Raw genomic sequence first — 25,259 nt, 5'->3', positions numbered from 1 at the left:
AAAGAACCCTAACACCCCTAAGGAAAGGTCATGAGCCTGACTACATTTAACGTACGTACACAATCGCACATGCAAATGATCGATATAACAGCAACCGTCGAGGGCCTGTTACAAAAGAACTCCATAGCCGATGGGTTCTGTTATCTCTTTAACCCGCACACGACTGCTGCACTCACTATCAACGAAGGTGCCGACCCCGATGTCCAGCACGACATAATCAACGGACTACGTGAAATTGTCCCACTTCAATACAACTACCGTCATCGGGAAGGCAATTCACCCTCGCATATCATGGCATCACTTGTCGGTTCCTCCATCACCACGGCCATTGACAACGGCAGGCTGTTGCTCGGGACATGGCAGCGAATCTTTTTTTGTGAATTTGACGGTCCGCGCACGCGAACCGTTCACTGCCGGTTTAGCCCATTACCCTAACACGAGACGCAACCATGGAAAAGATTACAGCAGATCGCATGTGCTTCGGCCTCTCACCGGAACTCGACAAACAATCCTTTTGTTGCTTTCTGCAGCTTGCAGGGGGCACTGAATTTAGCGAAACCCTGGCGGACAGGGTATCAACGGACGAGATAGATGATTTTATTACTTCCTTCACCAGACTCATGAAGAAACATCTGTCCGAACATGAATATCATACTATATTTTTACAGCAAAAACGCTCTCACAAACAAGAAAAAGAATAAGGCATCAGTGTGACAATCTCCAAACTCCACGATCTTCGTAGTTATATCGAGCTTCTCAGGCAACAGAACCAGATACTGGTTATCGAGGAAGAGGTCGACCCGTATCTCGAAATTGCTGAAATCCACCGTCGGGTCATCGCCAGGGGTGGGCCGGCGCTTCTGTTCACCAAGGTAAAGGGTTCTTCATTTCCTGTAGTGACGAATCTATTCGGCACCGCTGACAGACTTGACCTTGCTTTTGGCAAAAAGCCCCAACAGTTCGTGCAGGATATTGTTCACCTTGCCGAAACAGTCATGCCACTTTCTGCGGGCAAACTCTGGCAAAACAGGTCTCTGTTCCTCGACGGCCTTAAAATCGGGCTTAAAAAAGTAGGTAAGGCACCAATTCTTGAGAACTGCCAGTCGCCCTCACGCCTTTCAGAGTTGCCCATGCTTACCTCCTGGCATAGTGACGGCGGTCCTTTTGTGACCCTGCCACTTGTTTATACAGAGCATCCGGGTGGACGGGGCCACAATCTCGGCATGTATCGCATTCAGCGATTTGACGATACGACAACCGGCATCCACTGGCAGATCCATAAGGGTGGTGGGTATCACTACCACGAAGCGGAGAAATTGGACCAGTCACTCCCCCTCACCCTTTATATAGGGGGACCACCTGCACTTATGCTTTCCGCCATAGCCCCCCTGCCTGAAGATATCCCCGAGCTCATGCTCACTTCACTTTTACTCGGTGATAAATTGCGGATGAGCCATGACCCACGAGGCGGTCACGACCTTGTGGCCAATGCCGAGTTTGCCATTAAAGGTGTCGTACCACCACACCTGCGGCAACCTGAAGGACCATTCGGAGACCATTACGGCTATAACTCACTGGAACACGATTATCCCGTCTTCCAGGTAAGTCATCTCTACCACCGTAATAATGCCATCTATCCTGCGACGGTTGTAGGGCGTCCCCGACAGGAAGATTTCTTTATCGGCGATTATCTCCAGGAATTGCTCTCCCCGCTCTTCCCCCTGGTCATGAAAGGCGTCCGGGAACTGAAGACCTTTGGCGAAACAGGCTTTCATTGCCTGGCAGCAGCTCGGGTCAGTGACAGGTACCCGCGTGAAGCGTTTGGCTGCGGATTGCGTATCCTGGGTGAGGGTCAACTTTCTTTAACAAAATTTCTGATTATCACTGATGGTGATATTGATATTAACGATTTCGGCGCCCTCTGGCCACATATTCTTGAGCGGGTTCAGTGGGATCGGGACCTGTTTGTCTTTGCCAATGTCTCTCAAGACACCCTCGATTATACAGGTCCCTCCGTCAATAAAGGTTCCAAGGCGATGATCATGGGCCTTGGCAAAGAGAAAATCCGGGATCTGCCCACTGAGTTTTCAGGCACCCTCCCTCCCGATTGCAGTCGTCCGGAGATCTTTCTACCAGGTACCCTGGTCGTTCAGGGCTGCACCTATAACGAGAATCGTGATCTCGGCCCAAGACTTGCCGCCTGGGAAGGTATAGCCGATTGGCCTTTTGTGCTCCTTGTTGACGATTGTGCCGAAGCAACCAGCTCAATGCAGGAATTCCTCTGGACCTTTTTTACTCGGTTTGAACCTGCCAACGACATCCATGCCGCTGCTACTTCTCTTAATCGATTCCATGTCGGACTCCGACCACCTGTGGTCATCGATTGCCGGATGAAACCCTGGTATACAGATGTACTTGAAGTTGATGAACCTACACGGGCAAAGGTAGATGAGAAATTTGAACGGATTATACCCAGGCAGTATCGATGAGTGAACCTGTCAGATTACAAAAGTTCCTGGCCCAATGCGGGATTGCCTCACGTCGAAAGGCGGAAGGATTGATTCTCTCCGGTCGCGTTTCCGTCAACAGTAAGACGGAAACCAATCTCGGGGTAAAGATTGATCCGGAGAACGACTCTATTCGCTTTGACGGCAAGATCGTCAAACCCGAGAAAGATCACATTTACGTCCTTCTCAATAAACCAACCGGGTATGTCACGTCCCTCTCAGATCCCCAGGGACGACCCATTGTAACGTCCCTTGTTAAAGATATACCAGAGAGGCTCTTTCCGGTCGGCCGGCTTGACCTCGACACCGAAGGCGCTCTCATCCTCACCAACGATGGAGATTTTGCCCAGAAAGTGCAACACCCAAGCCACGAAACCAATAAGACCTATGAAGCTCTGGTTTCAGGACATCCCGGCAAGGCAAAACTCAACCTCCTTGAACAGGGAATCCTGCTTGAAGGCCAAGAAACGGCTCCCGCTTCTATAAAACTGCTTAAGAGATTACGGGGCCAATCCCTGGTTCAGATTACCATTCACGAAGGAAGAAAACGCCAGGTAAGGAAAATGTTCGACTTTATAGGGAATCCGGTGATTCGGTTAAAACGCATCGCTTATGGCAGGCTTTTTCTCAAAAACCTGCCAAGCGGCAAGTATAAATTACTTAACCACAAGGATTTAAAAAAAATATTTTTATAGAATTCCCTTTACAAAAAAAAAAATAACTGATTAAATCCTAACAGTTAGGTAAAAAATGAGACCTGACGGGGCGGAAAGGAGCGGTAAGACATTGTTTTCACTTAACTATCCTCGTACAGTGGAAGCAGCTTACAGTAACATGGACAGAATATCCAATAAGATTCTTGAGTTAGAGAACTTAGGGTGGCGTTGTGTTTTCCCGACAGGGGAGCGCAGAAAGACTTCCTGAACTGGAGTGGAGTATGAATAAATCGGAACTCATTGAGGCACTGGCACAGGACATCAACATTCCCCATCGCGAAGCGGCTGCAATCACCAATACTGTTATCGAAACGATGACAGAGGCACTTGCAAGAGGTGAAAGCATTGAAATCAGGGGATTTGGGAGCTTTGTTATTAAAAAATACGACGCTTACGAGGGCCGAAACCCAAAAACTGGGAAAAAAATACTGGTAAAACCGAAGAAATTGCCTTTTTTCAAGGTCGGTAAAGACCTTCGTGAAAAAGTAAATTCCAGCAAATAAATACGACCAACGTCACCTGTCCCTCTCACCTTTCAACGACAGGTGACGTGTATCCGGTAACCTAAGATCCTGCAGTAATCCCACCTACCAGGTCATAAATCTGGGACTCCGTAATTTCCACCGTCACTATATCCCCGGCATTTGCAGTACCTTCATTAATGTAGACACAACCGTCAACATCCGGCGCCTGATATCGCGTTCGCCCCTCAAGTAGTAAATCTGTTTCCCTGCTGAGCCCTTCAACCAGCACCTGCTCTCTGCGGCCAACATATTTTCGTAATATCTCCTGCGAAATGGTCGACTGGACTTCCATTACCGCTTCACAACGTGCGATCTTTTCCTGCTCCGGCAACTGATCCGGGAATTTTTCGGCAGGACATCCCTCTTCATTGGCATATGGGAAGACCCCTACATGGTCAAGCCGCGCTTTTTTCAGAAACTCTATCAACTGCTCCACATCCTGTTCAGTCTCCCCTGGAAAACCCACTAGAAAAGTAGAGCGAAGAGCAACATCGGGCAGAAACCTTCGTGTCTTCTCAACCAATTCGTACAGGTCGTTCCCGTTATGACGGCGATTCATCTTCTCCAGTATGCTGTCGCTGACATGCTGAAACGGTATATCGAGATAGGGCAGTATCCTGTCGTTCTCAGCCATGAGCTCCAGAAGCTGCTCAGATACCCCGGTCGGATACAGGTAGAGAAGCCTGAACCAGGGAATCGTAGTCGTCCGCAGTAAATTATCCAACAAAAGGATAAGATTATCGTCGCCAGCGCGATCATCACCATACGCTGTAAGATCCTGAGCAATGAGAGAGAGCTCTCTTACACCACGATTTTCCAGATCCTCCGCCTCCCGTATTAAATCATCTACAGGTCGGCTTCTTAAAGGGCCCCTTATTGATGGGATCATACAATACGAGCACCTGTTGTCACATCCCTCCGTAATCTTGCACCAGGCTCGAAACGGTGGTGTCGCAAGTACTCTAGGTTGAGCCGCATCCATTAGAAACGTGGAAGGAGTGATCACCTTTTCGGGAGTCGTACCGCTGGCAAAAAGTGGCTCTATAAGTTCAGCCAACCTGTGACATGCTTCGGTCCCAATAAAGAGATCAACCTCCGGTAATTCACCCACAAGCCCATCTTTGTATCGTTGCACCATACAACCCACAACAACAAGTTTACACCCTGACTGTGCCTTAATTGCGGCAAGATCAAGAATTTCTTCTATCGCCTCCTCTACTGCAGGCTGGATAAATCCACAGGTATTAATAAGAAGTAATTCTGCTGCCTCAGGATCATTCTCAAGCTGCCACCCGTTCTTCATGAGGGAGCCAATCATCAACTCGGAATCCACCAGATTTTTAGCACAACCAAGGCTCACCAGATGAAACGTTCTCATGATGCGTTCTCCCCATAACATTGACTGCAAAGCAGCTCCACAATCTGTCTGTTCGTTTGCTTAAAAGCGGATTGCATAAATCCATGCCTCCAGTTCGTATGATACAGTTCATCAGAAACCAATAACAACGCAGCAAAATCAATATTCCTGAACATGGCGACACTGCAGAGTGCCGAATATTCCATATCAACTGCCTGCACCCCCTCTTTACGCTGAAGCTCTGCCAACTCTACCCGATTTTCTCGATATGGTGCGTCTGTGGTCCAGATTACAGCCGGAGTACACACAAGTCCTTTTTCCTTCGCCCACCCCTGCAGGAATCGGCTCAATACACCTGATGACGATTTTGGCATGCTACCTGGATAGTATTTTGACGTACCTTCCCCTGAAACGGCGACCGAACCGACAAGGACATCGCCAACATGAAGTGCATCATCGGCTGCCCCGCACCATCCATACATGATAATCGATTGTGCACCCAGGGCGATAAGCTTCTCCATGGTCATCGCAGCCATTGGTGAACCCACTGCGGGACCAACTACGAAATAGGAACCACAACCGCTGACGGTCAAACGGGAATTGTAAAAAAAACGCCTCGTTCCACCCGCCCCCTCAACTAATTCATGAGCACGGCGTGCTTCAGCCGGGGTAACAAAAAAAATCCCGTCTTTGGGGACTGGATTTTCACGTTTTCCCCTTTTGGGGTGAACAATAATATCTGTTTCAGCCATAATAAAATAGTATATACCTCTTTATGAGCTCACCCTCCATTGCTAATACGATAATGCAGTATCAACAATCCTGCCCAAAATGATCTCTTCATAGTAAACGCAAAAAGGGCCGCAGAATAATCTGCGGCCCTTTCAAATCGATGTTGTACAGCTATCGATTGCTACTGACTTCTCCGGCTTACAGGAACGGATTCGCGTAGAGCAGGATAAGAGAAATAACAAGTCCGTAAATAGCGATGGACTCAGCAAGAGCGATACCGAGAATCATGAAAACCATCAGTTTCGGCTGTACTTCCGGATTACGGGCAAGACCCATACAAGCGCCCTGGCCGATGTTACCGATACCGATACCAGCACCAAGACCTGCAAGACCGATAGAAAGAGCTGCACCGATGCAAATAAGAGCGAGTTGAAGATTTCCTTCCATTGTGTTTCTCCTTGAAATTAGTTGTTAGTTGGCCTTCTTCTTTTTTACTGCAATATTAACAAAAGGGCTGCTAAAGCAGCACCCTTTATACACTACATAAGTCACACCGAATCAGTGTGCATGCTCCTGTGCCTGGGCAAAATAGATAACTGTCAGCAGAACAAAAACCATTGCCTGAACAACCGAAACCAGAACACCAAGAACCATAATCGGCAGCGGAGCAAAGAATGCACCAGCCAGCGTGAACAGGATACCCAGCAGGGTTTCCTTGGCCATAATGTTACCGAAAAGTCGAATGGACAGGGAAAGAATACGGGCGAAGTTACTGATCAGCTCGATCGGCAGCATCAGGGGAATCAGAACCGGCATCGGCCCGGTAAAGTGTTTGTAGTAGTTGACTCCGTGCTCCTTGAAACCAATAACGTGATGAGTCACCCAGACAATCAATGTTAAGGCCAGGGTGGTGTTAATGGAAGATGTCGGAGACATGAATCCGGGAATCAGCCCGATCAGGTTAGCAACAGCTATATAGAGAGCAAAAGTGGCTATCATCGGGAAGAACTTATCAGCCATATCACGGCCCATGTTCTCCGCAAAAAAGTCATCCATCCCGCCAATGACGATTTCCCAGAAATTCTGCCCGGCACCAGGAACCATTTCCAGGTTACCGAGGGTCAACTTTGAAACAAAGAACAGAAACGCCATGACCAGCCATGTGTACGTCATATACGGCGCACATAGCTGTTCGAGAAATGTTTGCCCGACAAACCCATGCGGGACAGGTAATCCCAACTTCTCAAGAATGATTGAAATAAATAGTATCGGATGTTCCATATCGCCTTTTACCTCCTCCCACTGAAGTAATAGTGCTTAACGACACTCATCGCGGTGAATGTTACGGCAAACACTATCGTTGACAACCCCAAAACCAAACCAAAAGTGTTCGCCCAACCACTTCTTATGAGAAGCAGCAGGATAACACCTATAATTGCAATACGTATCCAGAACTTGAGCAGGTACCCGCTTTGACTCCAGCTGCTCCCGACCTGTTCCGGATTTTCTCTGGCATCGGGTAACGAGTCAAGAAACTTAGTCAGCCCCTTTTTCGACAACCGGAAACTCGCTATAGATATAACCCCTCCGGCAAACACAGACCATGCCATATTCCATGAGGAAACGAACAGGGTCAGGACCGTCAATACTGCCAGGTATACCCAGCTTACAACCTGCATTCGATGCAGGGAAACAGGTTCTTTAACCACTATTTTTTCCTTGGCCCCGGTTTATTATCCCTGTCGTCACCACTGTACTTCCAGAGAATTTCCAGCATCGATTTAAATGCCGCTGCAATACCGAATGCCAGGCCTATAAATGTAAACCATGGAGCAGTACTACCGTCAAAGACCTTCTGGTCCAGATATATACCTGCCCCGAGCCCGATGAAGATGCATGCCACAAAGGTAAATCCTATATGCCCGTAGCGGGCCAGCAACTGGACCATTTCACTCTTGAGGTCCGACATCTTCCACTCCTCCTGATTCGTACGAGGACAAATCGGTTACAATATAAACGACTTTAGTAGCATGCCTCCCGGCCAACGTCAACGGATTTTTCAATTTTCCAGCAATTTTTTGAATGACCATTCAGTCATTTTTACCAGCTTCTCAAGATCTCTCGACGAGTGAGCCGCCGAGACAAAACCAACCTCAAACTGAGATGGCGCAAGGTTCACACCTTCAGACATCATCTGTCTGTAATGACGAGCATATCTGTCAGCATTTGCGGTCATAGCCGATTCAAAATCGAAGATTTCGTTATCGGTGAAAAATGCGGTCATCATGGAGCCCACACGATTCAAGGTTGATGGCATTCCGGTTCGTTGCGCCACCTGCTGAAGTTCCTCAGCAAGAGAAGCAGCCTTGTTATTCAGCTGGCTGTAAAAATCACTCTGCTGGAGCTGTTTCAGGGTCGCGATGCCAGCAGCCATTGCCAGCGGGTTTCCTGAGAGGGTGCCCGCCTGATAGACCGGCCCGTCAGGAGCAATGCAATCCATGATCTCTTTTTTTCCGCCGTACGCTCCCACCGGCAGACCACCACCTATTATCTTCCCAAGAGTTGTCAGATCCGGCATCACCTGGAAATATTCCTGCGCACCGCCATAACCGAGACGAAATCCGGTTATGACTTCATCGAAGATCAGGACAATCCCGAGCTCCTCGGTCAGGGCCCGAAGCTTTTCAAGAAAACCGGGTGCCGGTGGTACACAACCCATATTGCCGGCCACCGGCTCGATGATCACGCAGGCGATATCAAGGGATTCGTCACGCAATGTTTTCTCCAGGGTCTCGGCGTCGTTATAGGGAATGGAGAGAGTATTTTTAACGATATCTTCCGGTACACCCGGACTACCCGGTATGCCAAGGGTAATAACACCGGAACCTGCCTTCACCAGAAAAGAGTCTGCATGGCCGTGGTAACAACCATCAAACTTCACGACCATCTTTTTATTGGTATATCCACGTGCCAGCCGCACCGCACTCATTGTTGCCTCAGTCCCCGAGTTGACAAAGCGCACTTTTTCGACAGATGGCAAGGCCTCCACCACCATTGAGGCAAGATCAATCTCCCGTGGCGTTGAAGCTCCGAAACTTGTGCCCAATGCCGCAGCTTCATTCACCGCTTTTAAAATCAACGGATTGGCATGGCCTAAAATCATCGGCCCCCAGGAACCGACAAAATCGAGATACTCATTACCGTCAACATCATAAACATAGGCACCCTGTGCCCTCTCTATAAATACGGGGTTACAACCTACCGATTTACAGGCTCGTACCGGACTGTTCACACCGCCCGGAATATATTGCTGAGCTTTCTCAAACAGTTTTTCAGATGTTGAAATATTCATAAATTCCCCTTATATGTAAAACTTGTAGATCATCGCGGACAATCCGCAGCAACCATCTGGCACATTCCCTGTTCTACAGGGAGTGAAGGCAGAATATAGCACGCAGATGTTTTTATTGTCAAACATCCATGCCACTTGATTTTTTTATGTTCATGCACACAATAACAACCTGCATTGAACAAGTACACTGACAGGGGATGAAAGCAAGATACATTTTGCTTGTCAGCCCACCGAGCAGAAGGTAAACTGTACTCATTGCGCTGACTAAACAACAGTTCAACCCTGCTAATAATTCTTCCATAACAGGAGTGCATAATGGCAAACGACAAAGTCCAACAGGTAAACGATGCCGAGTTTGACGCGCTTATCGGTGCGGAACAACCCACACTTGTGGATTTCTGGGCCCCCTGGTGCGGACCTTGTAAAGCCATCGGCCCGGTCATTGAAGATCTCGCCGATGAATATGACGGAAAGGTCACCATCGCCAAGATGAATGTCGACGACAATCCGGTAACCCCCGGTAAATTCGGTATTCGTGCCATCCCGACCCTGATCCTCTTCAAAAATGGGGAAACCGTCGACCAGATCACCGGTGCGGTTGGCAAGGCACAACTCGTTGACCTCCTCAACAAGGCTCTTTAAAGATATTATAACGCTGTATCCCAATTCTGCAGGAACACTCCTGATCAATAGGGGACAGCGTTTTTTTGTGTATACACAACATTAATTTTCCCATGCTGAAAGAACACTACGAACTGGTAATCCTGGGCGGCGGACCGGCCGGCCTTTCTGCCGGGCTGTATGCAGCACGAGCCCGACTAGACCACGTACTTATTGAAAAAGGAGCTCCTGGCGGGCAGGTCCTGACCACCGACTGGGTTGACAACTACCCCGGTTTCCCGGAGGGTATATCTGGCTTCGATCTCGCGGATAAAATGACGGAGCACGCCAAGCGATTTGACGTCAACATTGAAAACGGCGAAGTTGAGCGTATCGATCTGCAGGATGAAAAGACCAAGACCCTGCACTTCTTTGACGGCACCAGGCTGACCTGCGACACCCTAATCATCTGTACCGGTGCCCGGCCCAACTCTCTTGGCATCCCGGGTGAAGAGGAGATGAGGGGAAAAGGAGTTTCCTATTGCGGAACATGCGATGCCCCCTTTTATCGCAATATGGACGTTGCAGTAATCGGTGGTGGCGATACCGCCATTGAGGAGGCCAACTACCTCACCCGATTTGCTTCCAAGGTCACCATTGTTCACCGGCGTGACGAGCTCCGGGCCACAAAGATCCTCCAGGAAATGGCTTTTGCCAATGAAAAGATAGAATTTTTGTGGAACAACCGTCCCACCGCGATTGAAGGTGAGAATGAGGTCCAAAAGCTTAAAGTCGTCGCCAACGACGGCACCGATTCCTCCCTCGATGTCGACGGGGTGTTCATTTTTATCGGTATTACCCCAAACAACAGTTGCCTGCCACTTGATGTATTACAGGCTGACCAGTGGGGTTTTATCCCGACGGACAACGAATGCAGAACCGCCGTGCCCGGCGTGATGGCCGCAGGCGACATTCGCAGCAAAACGGTTCGCCAGGTAGTAAATGCAGCAGGAGAGGGAGCAGTTTCCGTACTCGCAGCGGAGGCGTACCTAAACCACCTGAGAGAAACAGAGTAAGATTTTTTTTTCTAATCAACACCCAGAAAACAGAGACACCATGAAGATCACTGCCGCCCGGACCGGATTGTTCATTAAACGTTTCAGCACCGTACTCATACTTTTCGGGATACTGCTGAGTATGGGGGGCTGCGGCGACAAAGTACCTGCCTTTCTCGATTTCCGATCCGATGATGTCGACTTGCAGGTTCCGGCCCAGGGACTTGCTGCAAATGGCATGGAAGACTACAGCGTCGGCAAATATTTTACTGCCTTGGAATATTTTGAGGAAATTCTCGACCGCTATCCGTTTAGTCCGGAAGCGACCCTTGCAGAATTGAAAGCTGCAGACTGCAACTATTATATGGAACGGTACCTTGAGGCTCTCATGCTCTATGGAGAATTCGAGGAACGCCATCCGACCAATGAGGCAATTCCTTATGTGATGTTCATGAAGGCCATGTCCCAATACCAGCGTATTGACCGGGTTGATCGTGATACCACGGGTGCGGAAGAATCGATTAAGCTCTTTAACCAGTTGCTCCGCGCCTTCCCTGACTCACCATACAACAACGAAGCCAAGGCCCGCATCAGGGCAGCTAGTGAATTTTTGGCTAATCATGAATATTTCGTTGTTGAATTCTACGTCCGGACAGAAAAATATGGCCAGGCTGAAACACGTCTGAAATATCTGCTTGCCATGTATCCTGATGCTGCTATAGCCGAGAAGGCAAAGACCCTGCTTCAGAGAATAGAGGCTGGTGATCCGCCACGATCAGGCTGGTCTTCCTGGTTCCCGAAAATGTCGCTGCCCGACTGGACTGGTTTTTGGGAAGAAAATGATAAGGAGATGACAACCAGCCCGGTTGAAAGATAGTTATACCTGCTCCAGTTAAGCAATAAAAAAAGCCCCGCACATGATCGCATGTACGGGGCTTTTCGGGTTAAAAACCACATGTCCCTACACTTCTGTTTCCTCCGGCAGAACTGAATCCCTATCCAGGGAAACCTCCATTGCACGAACCGGACAGATCGGTACACATAGACTGCAACCGGTACACTTCTCGGCATCAAACTCAACCCTCATTTCCGGCCTTTTTATAAAGAGAGCACCCACCGGACAGACACCGGTACATGCCCCGCATTGATAACACTGCTCGTCGTCCCTGCGAATTCGGGCAGCCAGTCTCTCAATCTTCACTCCGAGTCCACGCAGAAAATCCAGGCCCGCCTTCACGCTCGATTTAGAACCACCTGTCAACTCGAGGATCATGACTCCTTCCCGTTGCAAGAGGATATCGGCCTTCAGGATATTAAATTCAAGATCATATTCCTTTACCAGTTTATAAACAAACGGTTGATCACTGGTATCTTTCGGGAAGCGCAGTATGTAAATCTGGGTGTACACGTTGTGATCCTTTTCTGTCGGTATAATTTTTAACCTTCATCTTTCTCTTTAAGATGTATACATTACTCCACCGGAACAAACCTATCAAGTAGAACCAACACTATTCAGCAGACACTTGGACCATGGATAAACAAACACTTCACCGCCTGCTCTCGGAAGTACGGGAGGGAGCATGCACCGTCGAGAAGGCTGTTCAGACCCTCAAGGATTTCCCTTCAGAGCAACTTGATCATACCTGTATTGACCACCATCGCACCATTCGGACTGGAATCCCGGAAGTGGTTTACGGCGAGTCAAAAAGCAGCGCCCAGATACGTGATATCTGTCGGGCCATGCTACACAAATCCGCCCCGGTCCTGGTGACGCGCGTTGATTCGCAAAAAGCCGACGACATCACCCGCGATCTCCCGCAAATGACGTACAACCCCGAAGCACGAGTATTGTACCACCATGTCAAGAGTACCCGGGACAAGGAACAGGGAGGGACAATACTCATCATCTGCGCAGGGACCTCTGATATCCCCGTGGCGGAAGAAGCATTTCTGACCGCGGATTGTTTTGGCAACCGGGTAGAAAAACTTTACGATGTCGGGGTTGCCGGACTACACCGACTGCTCAGCCGACAGAAGATGCTGCACGAGGCAACCGTTATCATTGTCGTTGCCGGCATGGAGGGAGCACTACCGAGTGTTGTTGCCGGCCTGGTCAGTTGCCCTGTCGTCGCCGTTCCCACTTCTGTGGGGTATGGTGCGAGTTTTAACGGTATCGCCGCTCTGCTGGGCATGCTCAACAGCTGTGCTCCCGGTGTTGCCGTGGTCAATATTGACAATGGTTTCGGGGCTGCCTGCATGGCGGACGCCATCATTCGCACCGGATAACTGAATTATTCTGCCGAGAACCTTGCAAGATTCAGTGATTCCGTTATAATCCCAAGGTTCCACTGGGCACACAGCCCTTTAGGGCGCTTATCTAGTTTCCACAACCCGGCCAGCTTCCATGAAGCTGCAGAGATAAACTGTATTTGTATTTACTGAAAAACGAAGGCAATCAATGACTACATCACTCAAGCTGAAACTGGGACTCCTTGTCTCCTTGGTAATAATCTCCGTTATCACCATTGTTCCGTCTTTTTACAAATCCACACCGGAGTGGTGGAAGACATACATGGCCCCCGAAGGGTTAAACCTAGGTTTGGACCTCCAGGGTGGCATCCATGTCGTACTGAAAGTCGATCTGGAAAAGGCCCAGGAGAACACCCTGATCCTCGAATCTAATGATATCAAGGATTCTCTGGCAGATCAGTCTATAACTGCCGTCCAGACCCCATCTGCCGATAAACATACGGTAATATTCACGCTACCCAACCGCGGAGCTCTGGAGCAGGTCAAATCCTTTATCGCCAATGAATTTAAGGATATAGTTGTCGAGGTTGATGACAAGGAAGGGAGTTTCCCCCGTATTTTCTTACGCCTCACCGATGAAAAGAGAAATTTCATCAAATCCAATGCCGTTGACCAGTCGCTGGAAATCGTACGAAACAGGGTCGACCAGTTCGGTGTTGCCGAACCAATAATTATCCGCCAGGGGGACGATGAAATTGTTGTCCAGCTTGCCGGTCTTGAAGATCATGACAGCGCTCTTGATCTTATTGAAAATACCGCCCAGCTTGAATTCAAGTTGGTTGCGGATACCCAGGCCATAAACCTTCCTGCCATGATTGCCGAAGTTAAAGAATCCGGCCAATGGCAGGATAATGGCACCATGGCTGTATTAAACAAGGCCCTGGCCCCGATGCTACCCGACAATACCACCGTCTATTTTGAGAAACGGGTAGACAAGCAGACCAACATCGAGAGCAAAATCCCCCTACTCCTCGAAAACAAGGTCCTGATGACCGGAGATATGGTGAAGGATGCCAATGTAAGGGTCGGCGGAACATTTAACGAACCTTATGTAAGCCTTGATCTCACCAGCCGTGGAAGCAATGTCTTTGCCCATGTTACTGAAAAAAATGTCGGACGCCGACTGGCTATCATCCTTGATGGCGTAGTGCGCTCAGCTCCCAACATTAACGAACGGATTCTTGGCGGCTCTGCAATGATCACCGGGTCGTTTAGTCACGAGGAAGCCAAAAACCTGGCGATTGTCCTGCGTGTAGGTGCCTTACCCGCACCGGTGGATATTATTCAAAATATGACTGTCGGTGCCAGCCTCGGGAAAGACTCTATCCACAAAGGTCTGGTATCCGGTGTATTTGGAGCGATCATGGTTCTCGGTTTCATGATCATCTATTACCGCTTGTCCGGTATTATCGCCAACAGCGCTCTGGTTTTAAACATACTTTTCCTCTTTACCGGTCTTGCCATCCTCAACGCTACACTGACACTGCCGGGTATTGCCGGTATTATCCTCTCCATTGGTATGGCTGTGGATGCCAATGTACTCATATTTGAGAGAATGCGAGAAGAGTATGCTTTAGGTAAATCGGTTCGGTCCTCTATCGATTCCGGTTTTGGTAAAGCATTCTGGACTATCGTCGACTCCCAGGTGACAACACTTATCACAGCAACTGCGCTGTTTATGTTTGGTACCGGCCCGATCAAAGGGTTTGCCGTCACCCTGTCCCTGGGTATCATTTTCAACCTCTTTACAGCCCTGTTTTTCTCCCGGATGTTGTTCGACCTGGTCAATAGCGGCAAGTCTATGAAGAGCCTCAGTTTTATGCAGCTGGTGAAGAAACCGAACCTGGATTTCATGAGACTGAAGAATATCACCTTCGCCATATCGGCAGTGATGGTTGCTATAGGTCTCATTGCTTTTATCCAGATTGCGCGGGGTACAGCTAATCTCGGTGTTGATTTTTCCGGAGGTTCGCTCCTGCAGTATAAGGCGGAACAGACATTTAGTATGGCTGAAGTTCGATCCGCTTTTGATAAAAACAACATCAAAGGTATAAACCTGCAGGAAGTTCAGAACGAAAACAGACTTATCGTCAAAGTCAAAAAAGATGAAGAAAAGGTAGCCAACCTTGATGAACAGGTCGGGTCCATCCTGTCAGCTGAACTTCCGGACAAGAAGTTCGTGCTTGAGAGTCAGTCAGAGATCGGCTCCTCCGTCAGCGCTGTATTACGCAACAAGGCTATTCAAGCTATTTTCATTTCGCTAGCCGGTGTTATTCTTTACCTGGCAATGCGTTTTGATATCCGCTTTGGCCTTGCAGCCGCTGCCGCAACGTTCCATGACGTGATGGTGGTGCTCGGCATCTGCTGGCTGCTGAACGTGGAAATCACACTGCTCATCGTCACGGCCCTGCTAACACTTGCAGGATATTCACTTAATGACTCTGTCGTCGTTTTTGACCGTATCCGTGAAAACATGAACAAGAATGAAGATCACTCACTCATTGCAAATATCAACCTCAGTGTTAATCAGGTCCTGAGTCGAACGGTTGTCACCTCACTCACCTCGGGCCTGGTCCTGCTTGCCCTGTTCCTCCAGGGAGGTTCTGTCATCCACGATTTCTCTTTCGCCCTGCTGAGTGGTGTAGTGGTTGGTACATATTCATCTATCTTCATCGCCAGTCCCATTCTGACCTTGTGGAAACCTAAGAAATCGTAATCAGGGAAACAGCATCTAATGAACCACAAAGACCGCCCTCAGCTTCCGGAATCTGTTCAACGCCTTGCTGAGGGCGAAACATTTTGTTTTGCCTGCCATCCCGGGGTTCCATGCTTTACCGAGTGCTGCAGGTTGCTTGAGCTTCCGCTCACACCTTATGATGTACTCCGGCTACGCCTCGGTACCGGTCTTTCTTCAACAGAACTCCATAACCGGTATATTATAGAGGAAATGCTCGAAGGTGACGTATTTCCAAAGTATTATCTTACAATGGTCGATGATGGTCGAGCCAGTTGCGTCTTTGTGGATAAGAACGGGTGCAACGTCTATGGCCACAGGCCTGCAGCCTGCAGGGCCTATCCACTTGGCAGGGCTGCCATGCGTGCCTGCGGTGACAGGATTGTCGAATACCATGTGCTGCTTAAGGAAGCACACTGTCAAGGATTCAAGGAAACCACCTCACAAAATGTCGCAGACTATACCAAGTCTCAGGGACTGGATACCTATAACGAATTCAACGACAAACTCGCGCCCCTGATTCAGCACAGGCAGATTCGTCAGGGACTGTTCCATCCGACCAGAGAACAGATCCGGCTCTATCGATTGGCTCTATACGATATAGATACCTTCAGGCTGTGTCTTGAAAACAAAGACCCGTCCCTCCCTGCTCATCCAGACAACATTCCTGAAGATGACGACACGCTCCTGCTCCTTGGCATAGATCTCCTGGTGGACAGCTTTTTCACAGAAAACGATGGTATTAATACGCTATGACTCTGCCTCGCGAACTCAAAACAATTATCTTCGACTGCGACGGAGTTATGTTCCAGTCTATTAAAGCCAACCAGGCATATTACAACCACCTGCTGAAACATTTCGGCAGAGGTCCGATGAATGACGAGGAGCTGGAGTATGTCCATATACATAATGTTATGGACTCTATTCAGTATATCTTCAGAAACTATCCCGACAGGCCGGAAGAAATACATGCTTATCGATCGCAGGTCAGTTACCACCCTTTTCTCAAGTACATGCAGATCGAACCGGATTTGATCCCTTTTCTTGAGGCGACAAAATCACGATTCAACCTTGCCATTGCCACCAATCGAACGGACACCATGGAAGCGCTGTTGGACGAATTCTCCCTTACCGGTTATTTTGGGAAAGTGCAGACCGCAAGCAACTCAAGAAAACCTAAACCGGCTGCCGACCCGCTTCTGGAAATCCTTGAACATTTTGACAACACTGTCGACGAAGCGATATTTATTGGGGATTCAACGGTGGATGAGGAAACCGCAAAAAACTGTGGAATGCGACTTGTTGCATTTAAGAATAAAGCACTGGACAGTGCCTGTTATATTGAAAATTTCACAGAGCTGCTCAACCTCCTGCCGATCAAGTAATACCTAGACCCTGAAATCTACCTCCCGGAAACTTCATCTACCCGCCGTACACCTTCCATTAGCAGGGCCATGAAATCACCTATCTCTGCCGCCTTCATCTCCTGTGGTGAGAGTCCGGCGTTGAACCGGTAAAAACCATCTTTTTCTGCCAACATGGCAAAAATCGCATCCTGATTTTTCTTTTCACCATATACAGCATTGATCAGACAACCCTCCCGGAAAGAGACACGCGCCTCACCATCGACAAGATTCATTTCCAGGACACCGGTTTTCTTGTGCATATGGAAAACCTGGAAAAGTTCGGCAGGAACTACCTCATTGAGCCTGCCAGTCATTGCCGATTCGAAATCGCGCGTCCTCGCCGCATTAACCTGCTGCAGTCGAGCAGCGAGCAGTTTCGCCATATAGAGTTGAACAGAAGGAGCACTTGAAAGAATCTTCCCAAAGTCTCCGGCGGTAATGGCCAGGACGAGTGAATTCTCGCATGAGCGAACCGCTGCCACTGCCTGTTCAACGCCGAGATAACTCATCTCACCGAAAATCTCTCCCTGCCTCAGCGTGGCAATTGTCCTGCCACAACACTCAATATCAAAGACTCCGGCAATTATCAGGTAGAGATTATGATTCGGCTCACCCTGCCTCACCAGCAAAGTGCCATGAGGAACAGCAACCTTTTGGAAATATTGCATGACCGGGGCCATCTTATCATCAGGAATAGACTGCAGGAAATCACTTACAAGCTCATCACCATTAGCGTCCTGAATAATTGCCCGCATTTGGGTGACAGTATCATCCGGGATATCTACGTGCTCCACGATCTGGCGAAACTTTATCAGGCCGGTGCATCCGCTGCAGCTGTATACCTCGGTAGAAACATCACTTTTTTGAGCGTCCTCGGCTCCGAGCATGACGAAGAGCAGTTGGGTCATATCCCGAACCAGGATAAGACAGACCTCCTTGCCTTGAGGGCAGGAGAAGGTCTTAGCAGTAAGCGACATCCTGTCCCCATTCTCGTAGAGAGGGCAGTTTTTCGCTTCGATTATCTCAAAAACAGGATTAAACGTTTCCATCGCAATTCACCATATCTCAAGTAGGATACTGAATATACAGTAACAATATAAAATATACCCCTCTTTTCTTGTTGATTCTCTGGGGCAGGTACAAACAGAAGCAAACAGTAGCATCTCTTAGTATGTGAAACGGAGGAACGAGTAATGATCTTGGTGTAAAATTAGCAACTTGAAATTTTAACTTGGAGTCCAACTGTGAAATTGATATAGTAACTTGGCATAGAAGCTAAACTTTATTCAGCCAAGATATATATTATGAGTCCAGAGACACAGGAATTCGGGGCAATATTTACTGAAATTCAAAATGAATTCTCAGCAGACCCTGTAATTACGGTTACCCCGGTTGCCGGTCATCCGCCCAGCCAATATCAAGTAACCTATAATTTGCCTTCTACCGTTAAAAATGAACAGGGCGATATTGTCATTGACTCATCTCATGTCATAACAATATCCATCCCTTTTGGCTTTCCCCACTTCTCACCCAACTGTAAGCCCAAAAGTCCCATTTTTCATCCGGATTTCGACAGCGCTGCTATCTGCCTCGGTAACTTTTGGAACAGGGAACGTACACTCCCTGAATTAATACGCCACATTGGCCGTATGCTCAGCGGGGAATTATATACCACTGAAAACGCCTTCAACGAAGAAGCACTAAATTGGTTTCTCGAACATAGCCAGGAAATACCTTTCACTTCAACCTCTCAGTCTGCCATACCGGTCAGCGAGGTACTGACACTTGAAAAAACCGAGGAAAGTGAAGAACTTGATATACTGGAAGATCAGGATTTTATAGATGAGATTGATTTTGCTGACGAGGAGGACCTCGCTGCAAGTGATCTTCATCAATCACCACCACCTCCTGTACCGCCATCAGAGAGTTTTGATAGTGACCATTTGATTCGGCTGAGCCAACTCAGGAACTATAATCAACTTGAAGATGAACTTGCAGCGGTTGATCCCTCCTTCAAGTTTTCCGAAAAGGCTGAACTGGAAGCCAAAACCTCGACCGCCCTCAACGAGGCAAGAGAATTATATGTTATAGCCGGAGAGTTAGAAGATGCCGGTAATTCACAAAAAGCCCTGGAGGCATTCAGGGAAGTTGAAGCGCTCGTTGCCGATTTCCCTAACATACGTGATGATATCATGCGGACCGAACAGTCCGCTGTAATGTTAGGTGAGATCAACGGATCAATAGATCAGAAGAATGCAATATCGGACACCGAGGAATCCTTCGCTTTTGATTCTCTTCCTGATTCACAGACATTCGACGAACCAGTCGATGAACCAAAAAAAGATGGTAAAAGCGAGAAACGGAAACCACATTTTTTCGATGATGATACAACCAAGAAATCTGTAAATATTGTACCGATTTTCGCAGCCTGTGCGGTGTTGTGTATTGTCGTCACCCTCACCTACTACTATTTCTCACTCACCGGCAAGCTTACTGAAGCCAAGCAGCTTTTCTCTGAATGTACCTCACAGTTTGCCGCCAAGGATTTTCACGCCTCTGAAAAATCATGTCTATCTGCCCTGGACACGACTACCAATATCTTCCTGGTCCATCAAGGGGATAAACAAGAGTTACAGGCATCGATTCGTAAAATACTTAATTCTGAAGAACTGAGGCAGGGGTTGCTCGGCAATGTCCTTCACAATGGCCGCTATGTTCCTCTATCCCTGCTTGAAGCGCACCAATCATTTTTTGAGGCAACTACTAAAGGCAACGAATCGTTTGATGCAAAAACCTGGAATGAGGCCATCACTCATTATCAAAACGCAATTAACATAGCCCGAAGGACCCGTGATATTCCGACAACCGATCTCCTGGAAATAGAGAAAAATCTTAATGAGGCGGAATTCTATAGTCAACTCGAAGGGGCCCGTGCAGCAGTTGATAAAGAAGAATGGACAACCGCTATAGAAATACTTACAAAACTGGAGCCCATACTTGAAACACTTGAAGCGAATGCGCAACCGAAATCCCGTCAGGAAATTCAATCGTTGATGGCCAAAAGCCAGTTCGCCCAGCTTAAGACGAAAGCTGATACTCTCTTCTCGCAATCTGACTGGACGGGTGCATTTGACATGTTCCAACAGGCCATTGAAGCCGGTCAATCTCTCTCAGAAACAGAACCTGGAACCCTGGATACATTACAGCACAACATAGCGAAAGCCGAGATTTACTCCACCATTAATGAAGGCAACAGTGCCTTTGCAGCTGGTAAATGGGATCTTGCCATCACAGAATACAGAAAGGCAAAGGATATACTCTCTCAGAAAGGGGATCTGCTGAACATTAAGGATATAGACCAGAGCCAAAAAAAGATTGATCGTATCATTCTGCAATCAGCACTTCTTCGGGAAAGACAAGCCGCAGACAAGCATAGGGAAGCTGGAGACCAGGAAGCTGCTCTCAGGAACCTGCAGGACATGGTCAACCATATCAAGTATGGAAACTTTAGCAATGATCCCGAGTTTTCAAAAACCCTCAAGGAAATCCAGGACACCCAGGCCAATCTGCGCGATGAACTCTATATTGGAGAGTTACAGCAATACCTGATTGATAATTTTGCCAGGCTATTTATTCAAAACTACCCGGCCGCAAGTTCTGACAGCCTAAGTGCCCCATCCGCCACGTTCGAAAAGAGGGTGGGGAGTCTCTACCTATTCAAGATGCAATGCACCGAATCCGGGAGAGGGAGACCCCTAAAACTCATCATGTACTACGCGTACAATCCTGTCACCGACACGTGGAAGTTCCACAGTCAATCCGAGTGACAGTAACCTGGCAGGGCGTTTCATCAGTAATCGGAACGCCCTTTCAATTTACAGGCTTACAATAAAAATCGGAATTCGCCTTTACCAAGAAGATCGTGAAGATGAAGCGCACCGACAAGCCTATGCTCTTTATCTACAATCGGCAAGACCGTTATTTCATGCCGCTGCATGACACTTAACGCGTCAGCCGCAACAGCCTCCGGAGTGATACAAACAGGATTTTCGGTCATCACTTCCAAGGCACAAATTTTCTCAAAATCGGGGCGTTCTAGCAGAAGCCTGCGGATATCACCGTCGGTCACGATTCCCTTGAGTATGCCATTATTGTCAACACCGATAACCGCCCCCATATTTTTTTCATTGAGGGCTGCAACTACTAGCTTTGCCTTCTCCTCAAGTCCGATTACCGGCATTTTTGAACCGGTAACCATAACCTCTGCGACCTTGACAGTTAATCGTTGACCGAGGCTGCCACCGGGATGATTCAGGCGAAAGTCTTCAGCCTGAAAATTCCTTCGGTTGAGCAGTACGACTGACAGGGCATCACCAACCGCCAACGTTGCAGTGGTGCTGGCTGTCGGTGCAAGTCCAAGGGGGCAAGCTTCGCGAGGAATCCTTATATTAAGTACCACATCTGAAGCGGAGGCAAGAGCGGAGGTCGATCCACCAGTCATGCCGATTATTTTATTCCCCCTGCTTTTCAAGGACTGAAGCAGACCATTGAGTTCAGGTGTTTCACCGGAATAGGAGATAGCAATAACCACATCAGTAGCCTGGACCATCCCAAGATCACCATGCAGCGCCTCTACCGGGTGTAGAAAGTAGGAAGCGGTGCCGGTACTGTTCAGGGTAGCTGCTATCTTCTGCCCAATCAATCCGGATTTGCCTATCCCAGTGATAACAACACGGGTATGGCAGGCCAAAATCATGTCAACTGCCTCAACAAACTCCTCGCCGAGCCTCTCACGGACAGCAGCCAGACCCTGTTCTTCTATCCTGAGCACCTCACGTGCCGCTTCCACAGACATATATATATCCTCAACTATTTTTCATTGGATTTGCGATCTTTTTGCTACACATTCATACAGAACCTGTTATATACTAAAATGTTTTTCTCACGGCCAGATGATTTTTCGTAAATCACACCCCGTACAACATTGAACTCATTTTTTTATTAATGTATTTAGCGGTTATCCCTAACATCAGTTTATCACTTTCTGCTCTCGTACTGAACGCCGCTGCAATTACCGGAGAAACATATGAGTAACTATCTTTTTACCTCTGAATCCGTGTCCGAGGGACATCCGGATAAGGTTGCCGATCAGATATCCGATGCCATCCTTGATGCCATCCTTGATCAGGACCCCAGTGCACGTGTTGCATGTGAGACCCTCGTCACCACCGGAATGGCACTTATAGCCGGTGAAATTACCACCTCCGCCTGGGTAGACATGCCCGATGTCGTACGTCAGACAATTAAGGAAATCGGATACAACTCCAGTGACATGGGATTTGACTGGCAGTCCTGCGCGGTTATGACCTCCATTGACAAACAATCCCCTGACATTGCCCAGGGGGTTGATGAAGGCACCGGTATCGACCTGGATATGGGCGCTGGTGACCAGGGGCTGATGTTTGGCTATGCATGCACCGAAACAGAAGTACTTATGCCCATGCCGATCTACCTGGCGCACAGATTGACAAAACAACAGTCCAACATTCGTAAAAATGGAGTCCTGCCCTGGCTCCGTCCTGATGCAAAAAGCCAGGTTACCATCGAATACGTAGACAACAAGCCCCACCGAATTGAGGCAGTCGTCCTTTCCACACAGCACGACGAGTCTGTGACCTACGACCATCTCAAGGCAGGGGTTATGGAGGAGATTATTAAACCGATCCTTCCTGCCGACATGGTCGATGCCAATACCAAATATTATATTAACCCGACAGGACGTTTTGTTATAGGTGGCCCTGTCGGCGACTGTGGTGTAACAGGCCGCAAAATAATAGTCGACACCTATGGCGGAAAAGGTTCGCATGGCGGTGGGGCTTTCTCAGGAAAAGATCCATCCAAGGTCGATCGCTCCTCTTCGTATATGGGCCGGTATGTAGCCAAAAATATCGTTGCCGCAGGAATCGCAGAAGAGATAGAAGTGCAAATCGCATACGCTATCGGTATCTCCCAGCCTGTTTCTATTAATGTCAACTCTTTTGGCACCGGAAAACTGAGCAATGATGAGATCAAAGCCCTGATTATAGAACACTTTGATCTTCGCCCTAAAGCAATTATCCAACATCTCGACCTTCTCCGTCCAATTTATCGCAAAACCGCTGCATATGGACATTTTGGCAGGGAAAACGGCAGCTTTAACTGGGAAAAAACTGACAAGGCAGAAGCACTTCGAAATGCCGCAAAACTTTAATTGGAAAAGAGCATGTCCACAACGAACATCGATTATAAGGTAGCCGACATATCCCTGGCAGAATGGGGACGGAAGGAAATTGAAATTGCCGAGACCGAAATGCCGGGACTCATGGCTTTACGTGAAGAATATCGTGATCAGCAGCCTCTTAAAGGAGCACGTGTAGCTGGTTGTCTGCACATGACAATCCAAACCGCTGTCCTGATGGAGACCCTGGTTGACCTCGGCGCAGAACTACGCTGGTCGAGTTGCAATATTTTTTCAACCCAGGATCATGCAGCAGCAGCCGTTGCCGCAGCCGGCATCCCTACCTTTGCCTGGAAAGGTGAAACCGAGGAAGAGTTCTGGTGGTGTATTGATCAGACAATATTCGGACCGGATGGATGGAATCCCAATATGATTCTTGATGATGGCGGCGACTTAACGCTTGTCATGCACGATAAATACCTTAACGAACTTTCTAAAATTCGCGGAATCAGCGAAGAGACCACCACAGGCGTGCTTCGCCTTAATGAGATGGCAGAAAAAGGGGTTCTTGCCTGCCCTGCCATCAACGTAAACGACTCCGTTACCAAGTCCAAGTTTGATAATTTGTATGGCTGCAGGGAATCACTTATCGATGGTATCAAACGTGCCACCGATGTGATGATTGCCGGTAAAAACGCCGTAGTTGTCGGATATGGTGATGTCGGAAAAGGTTGCGCCCAGGCCCTTCGCGGCATGGGAGCCACTGTCTACGTCACCGAGATCGACCCCATCTGCGCCCTCCAGGCTGCGATGGAAGGATATCAGGTTGTGACCATGGATACAGCAGCATCCATAGGCAACATATTTGTTACCTGTACCGGCAATCTAAATGTAATCACCCGTGCTCATATGGAAGAGATGGCGGATGAGGCCATTGTCTGCAATATCGGACATTTCGACTCGGAAATTGATATTGCAGGTATCCGTGAATTACCATGGGAAAACATCAAGCCTCAAGTTGATCACGTCATTTTCCCGGATGGAAAGAAGATTATCGTTCTTGCCGAAGGCAGGCTGGTCAACCTTGGATGTGCAACCGGTCACCCCAGTTTTGTGATGAGCAATTCCTTCACTAATCAGGTTCTGGCACAGATCGAGCTATGGAACAATGCAGAAAAGTATGACAATAAAGTCTACTTCCTGCCCAAGAAACTTGATGAGATGGTAGCCAAGCTTCATTTAAAAAAGATTGGTGCACAACTGACGGAGCTCACCCAGGAGCAGGCTGACTACATTGGTGTTGATGTTGAAGGTCCTTTTAAACCTGAATATTATCGGTATTAACTGAGCTCTCTTATCGTTTTGTAAAAAAAGCCGATACGGATCACCCCGTATCGGCTTTTTTTGTCCGTCATACCAGACAAAAAAAGGGTGTAAAGCACATTTATAGCTTTACACCCTTTACCTACCTAAGCGTGAAGACTTTTACAAAAACTTACTCTTCTTCACCCTCTTCATCCTGAATACGACTCGGAATACCGTACATAGTGGTGGATCCAGATGACCAGAAGGCCAGCTTTCCTTCACGTACGAGTTCGTTGGCGATATTCTTAATCTGACGAGGTTTGGTATCAGGATCACATTTGTAGAAATCCTTGATATACAGCTGTGGTTTCGGAGACTTGGTAGCCTTCTCGATCATTGCTGCTTTAATTTCGTCTACTTCTTTGGCCATGATGACCCTCCTTT

The 25,259-nt window shown here is 48.2% G+C and carries 26 protein-coding genes; 15 read left to right on the top strand and 11 right to left on the bottom strand.

Features of this window, described 5'->3' with window-relative positions:
• Positions 1-30 precede the first annotated feature (30 nt).
• From GA520_RS00410 to GA520_RS00390, 5 genes are all read left to right on the top strand, one after another.
• The gene (locus tag GA520_RS00410; protein ID WP_163337058.1) at positions 31-435 is read left to right on the top strand and encodes a secondary thiamine-phosphate synthase enzyme YjbQ; all 405 of its coding nucleotides are present in this window, start codon (positions 31-33) and stop codon (positions 433-435) included.
• 14 nt (positions 436-449) lie between these two features.
• Positions 450-701: a hypothetical protein gene (locus tag GA520_RS00405; protein WP_163337057.1), complete on the top strand. Its 252-nt coding sequence runs from the start codon at positions 450-452 to the stop codon at positions 699-701.
• A 9-nt stretch (positions 702-710) separates the two neighbouring features.
• On the top strand, positions 711-2,489 hold the full coding sequence (locus GA520_RS00400) for a UbiD family decarboxylase (RefSeq protein WP_163337056.1): 1,779 nt from the start codon (positions 711-713) through the stop codon (positions 2,487-2,489).
• Positions 2,486-3,202, top strand: coding sequence for a pseudouridine synthase (locus tag GA520_RS00395; protein ID WP_163337055.1), 717 nt, complete (start codon positions 2,486-2,488; stop codon positions 3,200-3,202). The genes GA520_RS00400 and GA520_RS00395 overlap by 4 nt, the downstream gene beginning before the upstream one ends.
• 242 nt (positions 3,203-3,444) lie before the next feature.
• Complete coding sequence (locus GA520_RS00390) at positions 3,445-3,726, top strand: HU family DNA-binding protein (protein ID WP_163337054.1); 282 nt, start codon at positions 3,445-3,447, stop codon at positions 3,724-3,726.
• 61 nt (positions 3,727-3,787) lie between these two features.
• Here the strand turns inward: GA520_RS00390 and rimO are convergent, their stop codons facing one another.
• The 7 genes from rimO to hemL all read right to left on the bottom strand — a co-directional run bounded on the left by rimO (position 3,788) and on the right by hemL (position 9,188).
• Positions 3,788-5,125, bottom strand: a complete 1,338-nt coding sequence (rimO, locus tag GA520_RS00385; RefSeq protein ID WP_163337053.1) for a 30S ribosomal protein S12 methylthiotransferase RimO — start codon at positions 5,123-5,125, stop codon at positions 3,788-3,790.
• The gene (locus tag GA520_RS00380; protein ID WP_163337052.1) at positions 5,122-5,856 is read right to left on the bottom strand and encodes a nucleoside phosphorylase; all 735 of its coding nucleotides are present in this window, start codon (positions 5,854-5,856) and stop codon (positions 5,122-5,124) included. The genes rimO and GA520_RS00380 overlap by 4 nt, the downstream gene beginning before the upstream one ends.
• A gap of 178 nt (positions 5,857-6,034) precedes the next feature.
• Positions 6,035-6,283 (bottom strand): ATP synthase F0 subunit C, encoded by a 249-nt coding sequence (atpE, locus tag GA520_RS00375; RefSeq protein WP_163337051.1) that lies wholly within the window; start codon positions 6,281-6,283, stop codon positions 6,035-6,037.
• 111 nt (positions 6,284-6,394) lie between these two features.
• A complete protein-coding gene (gene atpB / locus GA520_RS00370) occupies positions 6,395-7,117 on the bottom strand; it encodes a F0F1 ATP synthase subunit A (protein ID WP_163337050.1) in 723 nt (240 codons plus the stop codon).
• An 8-nt stretch (positions 7,118-7,125) separates the two neighbouring features.
• Entirely contained in the window at positions 7,126-7,545 is a 420-nt protein-coding gene (locus GA520_RS00365) for an ATP synthase subunit I (RefSeq protein WP_163337049.1), read from the bottom strand.
• Complete coding sequence (locus GA520_RS00360; RefSeq protein WP_163337048.1) at positions 7,545-7,805, bottom strand: AtpZ/AtpI family protein; 261 nt, start codon at positions 7,803-7,805, stop codon at positions 7,545-7,547. The genes GA520_RS00365 and GA520_RS00360 overlap by 1 nt, the downstream gene beginning before the upstream one ends.
• 90 nt (positions 7,806-7,895) lie before the next feature.
• Entirely contained in the window at positions 7,896-9,188 is a 1,293-nt protein-coding gene (gene hemL, locus GA520_RS00355) for a glutamate-1-semialdehyde 2,1-aminomutase (protein ID WP_163337047.1), read from the bottom strand.
• 315 nt (positions 9,189-9,503) lie between these two features.
• Between hemL and trxA the strand changes: the two genes are divergently transcribed.
• From trxA to GA520_RS00340, 3 genes are all read left to right on the top strand, one after another.
• Positions 9,504-9,830 (top strand): thioredoxin, encoded by a 327-nt coding sequence (gene trxA, locus GA520_RS00350; RefSeq protein WP_163337046.1) that lies wholly within the window; start codon positions 9,504-9,506, stop codon positions 9,828-9,830.
• Positions 9,831-9,922: 92 nt separating this feature from the next.
• Entirely contained in the window at positions 9,923-10,864 is a 942-nt protein-coding gene (gene trxB, locus GA520_RS00345; protein ID WP_163337045.1) for a thioredoxin-disulfide reductase, read from the top strand.
• Between the two features lie 40 nt (positions 10,865-10,904).
• Positions 10,905-11,720 (top strand): outer membrane protein assembly factor BamD, encoded by an 816-nt coding sequence (locus GA520_RS00340; protein WP_163337044.1) that lies wholly within the window; start codon positions 10,905-10,907, stop codon positions 11,718-11,720.
• Positions 11,721-11,804: 84 nt separating this feature from the next.
• On the opposite strand, the gene GA520_RS00335 is transcribed toward GA520_RS00340, so the two are convergent.
• Positions 11,805-12,251 carry an NIL domain-containing protein gene (locus GA520_RS00335; protein WP_163337043.1) on the bottom strand — a complete coding sequence of 149 codons (447 nt, stop codon included), beginning with the start codon at positions 12,249-12,251 and terminating at the stop codon, positions 11,805-11,807.
• A 122-nt stretch (positions 12,252-12,373) separates the two neighbouring features.
• Between GA520_RS00335 and larB the strand changes: the two genes are divergently transcribed.
• The 4 genes from larB to GA520_RS00315 all read left to right on the top strand — a co-directional run bounded on the left by larB (position 12,374) and on the right by GA520_RS00315 (position 17,272).
• Entirely contained in the window at positions 12,374-13,129 is a 756-nt protein-coding gene (gene larB / locus GA520_RS00330; protein WP_163337042.1) for a nickel pincer cofactor biosynthesis protein LarB, read from the top strand.
• 172 nt (positions 13,130-13,301) lie between these two features.
• Complete coding sequence (gene secD, locus GA520_RS00325) at positions 13,302-15,869, top strand: protein translocase subunit SecD (protein WP_163337041.1); 2,568 nt, start codon at positions 13,302-13,304, stop codon at positions 15,867-15,869.
• A gap of 18 nt (positions 15,870-15,887) precedes the next feature.
• On the top strand, positions 15,888-16,643 hold the full coding sequence (locus GA520_RS00320; protein ID WP_163337040.1) for a YkgJ family cysteine cluster protein: 756 nt from the start codon (positions 15,888-15,890) through the stop codon (positions 16,641-16,643).
• Positions 16,640-17,272, top strand: coding sequence for an HAD family hydrolase (locus GA520_RS00315; RefSeq protein ID WP_163337039.1), 633 nt, complete (start codon positions 16,640-16,642; stop codon positions 17,270-17,272). Before GA520_RS00320 ends, GA520_RS00315 begins: the two co-directional genes overlap by 4 nt.
• Before the next feature lie 17 nt (positions 17,273-17,289).
• Here the strand turns inward: GA520_RS00315 and GA520_RS00310 are convergent, their stop codons facing one another.
• Positions 17,290-18,342, bottom strand: coding sequence for a DUF4388 domain-containing protein (locus GA520_RS00310; protein WP_163337038.1), 1,053 nt, complete (start codon positions 18,340-18,342; stop codon positions 17,290-17,292).
• Between the two features lie 255 nt (positions 18,343-18,597).
• Between GA520_RS00310 and GA520_RS00305 the strand changes: the two genes are divergently transcribed.
• On the top strand, positions 18,598-21,120 hold the full coding sequence (locus GA520_RS00305) for a hypothetical protein (RefSeq protein WP_163337037.1): 2,523 nt from the start codon (positions 18,598-18,600) through the stop codon (positions 21,118-21,120).
• Positions 21,121-21,176: 56 nt separating this feature from the next.
• Here GA520_RS00305 and GA520_RS00300 read toward each other — a convergent pair whose 3' ends face one another.
• The gene (locus GA520_RS00300) at positions 21,177-22,148 is read right to left on the bottom strand and encodes an SIS domain-containing protein (RefSeq protein WP_163337036.1); all 972 of its coding nucleotides are present in this window, start codon (positions 22,146-22,148) and stop codon (positions 21,177-21,179) included.
• 231 nt (positions 22,149-22,379) lie between these two features.
• Between GA520_RS00300 and metK the strand changes: the two genes are divergently transcribed.
• Entirely contained in the window at positions 22,380-23,543 is a 1,164-nt protein-coding gene (gene metK, locus GA520_RS00295) for a methionine adenosyltransferase (protein WP_163337035.1), read from the top strand.
• 12 nt (positions 23,544-23,555) lie between these two features.
• Positions 23,556-24,854: an adenosylhomocysteinase gene (gene ahcY / locus GA520_RS00290; protein WP_163337034.1), complete on the top strand. Its 1,299-nt coding sequence runs from the start codon at positions 23,556-23,558 to the stop codon at positions 24,852-24,854.
• Positions 24,855-25,005: 151 nt separating this feature from the next.
• Here the strand turns inward: ahcY and GA520_RS00285 are convergent, their stop codons facing one another.
• A complete protein-coding gene (locus GA520_RS00285; RefSeq protein WP_163337033.1) occupies positions 25,006-25,245 on the bottom strand; it encodes a dissimilatory sulfite reductase D family protein in 240 nt (79 codons plus the stop codon).
• Positions 25,246-25,259 lie beyond the last annotated feature (14 nt).

The sequence above is a fragment of the Desulfopila sp. IMCC35008 genome (assembly GCF_010646885.2).
Taxonomy (GTDB): Bacteria; Desulfobacterota; Desulfobulbia; order Desulfobulbales; family Desulfocapsaceae; genus Desulfopila.
The sequence above is the reverse complement of the archived record's forward strand: the minus strand, read 5'-3'. Positions and strand labels throughout refer to the sequence as shown.

Bases quoted from the DNA above. Each gene is read 5' to 3' on its own strand.
- GA520_RS00395 (WP_163337055.1), top strand. From the start codon at position 2,486: ATGAGTGAACCTGTCAGATTACAAAAGTTCCTGGCCCAATGCGGGATT.
- GA520_RS00410 (WP_163337058.1), top strand. From the start codon at position 31: ATGAGCCTGACTACATTTAACGTACGTACACAATCGCACATGCAAATG.
- GA520_RS00405 (WP_163337057.1), top strand. From the start codon at position 450: ATGGAAAAGATTACAGCAGATCGCATGTGCTTCGGCCTCTCACCGGAA.
- GA520_RS00310 (WP_163337038.1), bottom strand. From the start codon at position 18,342: ATGGAAACGTTTAATCCTGTTTTTGAGATAATCGAAGCGAAAAACTGC.
- GA520_RS00315 (WP_163337039.1), top strand. From the start codon at position 16,640: ATGACTCTGCCTCGCGAACTCAAAACAATTATCTTCGACTGCGACGGA.
- GA520_RS00320 (WP_163337040.1), top strand. From the start codon at position 15,888: ATGAACCACAAAGACCGCCCTCAGCTTCCGGAATCTGTTCAACGCCTT.
- trxA (WP_163337046.1), top strand. From the start codon at position 9,504: ATGGCAAACGACAAAGTCCAACAGGTAAACGATGCCGAGTTTGACGCG.
- trxB (WP_163337045.1), top strand. From the start codon at position 9,923: ATGCTGAAAGAACACTACGAACTGGTAATCCTGGGCGGCGGACCGGCC.
- secD (WP_163337041.1), top strand. From the start codon at position 13,302: ATGACTACATCACTCAAGCTGAAACTGGGACTCCTTGTCTCCTTGGTA.
- GA520_RS00300 (WP_163337036.1), bottom strand. From the start codon at position 22,148: ATGTCTGTGGAAGCGGCACGTGAGGTGCTCAGGATAGAAGAACAGGGT.
- atpB (WP_163337050.1), bottom strand. From the start codon at position 7,117: ATGGAACATCCGATACTATTTATTTCAATCATTCTTGAGAAGTTGGGA.
- GA520_RS00390 (WP_163337054.1), top strand. From the start codon at position 3,445: ATGAATAAATCGGAACTCATTGAGGCACTGGCACAGGACATCAACATT.
- GA520_RS00285 (WP_163337033.1), bottom strand. From the start codon at position 25,245: ATGGCCAAAGAAGTAGACGAAATTAAAGCAGCAATGATCGAGAAGGCT.
- GA520_RS00360 (WP_163337048.1), bottom strand. From the start codon at position 7,805: ATGTCGGACCTCAAGAGTGAAATGGTCCAGTTGCTGGCCCGCTACGGG.
- GA520_RS00380 (WP_163337052.1), bottom strand. From the start codon at position 5,856: ATGGCTGAAACAGATATTATTGTTCACCCCAAAAGGGGAAAACGTGAA.
- ahcY (WP_163337034.1), top strand. From the start codon at position 23,556: ATGTCCACAACGAACATCGATTATAAGGTAGCCGACATATCCCTGGCA.
- GA520_RS00305 (WP_163337037.1), top strand. From the start codon at position 18,598: ATGAGTCCAGAGACACAGGAATTCGGGGCAATATTTACTGAAATTCAA.
- hemL (WP_163337047.1), bottom strand. From the start codon at position 9,188: ATGAATATTTCAACATCTGAAAAACTGTTTGAGAAAGCTCAGCAATAT.
- GA520_RS00340 (WP_163337044.1), top strand. From the start codon at position 10,905: ATGAAGATCACTGCCGCCCGGACCGGATTGTTCATTAAACGTTTCAGC.
- rimO (WP_163337053.1), bottom strand. From the start codon at position 5,125: ATGAGAACGTTTCATCTGGTGAGCCTTGGTTGTGCTAAAAATCTGGTG.
- larB (WP_163337042.1), top strand. From the start codon at position 12,374: ATGGATAAACAAACACTTCACCGCCTGCTCTCGGAAGTACGGGAGGGA.
- metK (WP_163337035.1), top strand. From the start codon at position 22,380: ATGAGTAACTATCTTTTTACCTCTGAATCCGTGTCCGAGGGACATCCG.
- atpE (WP_163337051.1), bottom strand. From the start codon at position 6,283: ATGGAAGGAAATCTTCAACTCGCTCTTATTTGCATCGGTGCAGCTCTT.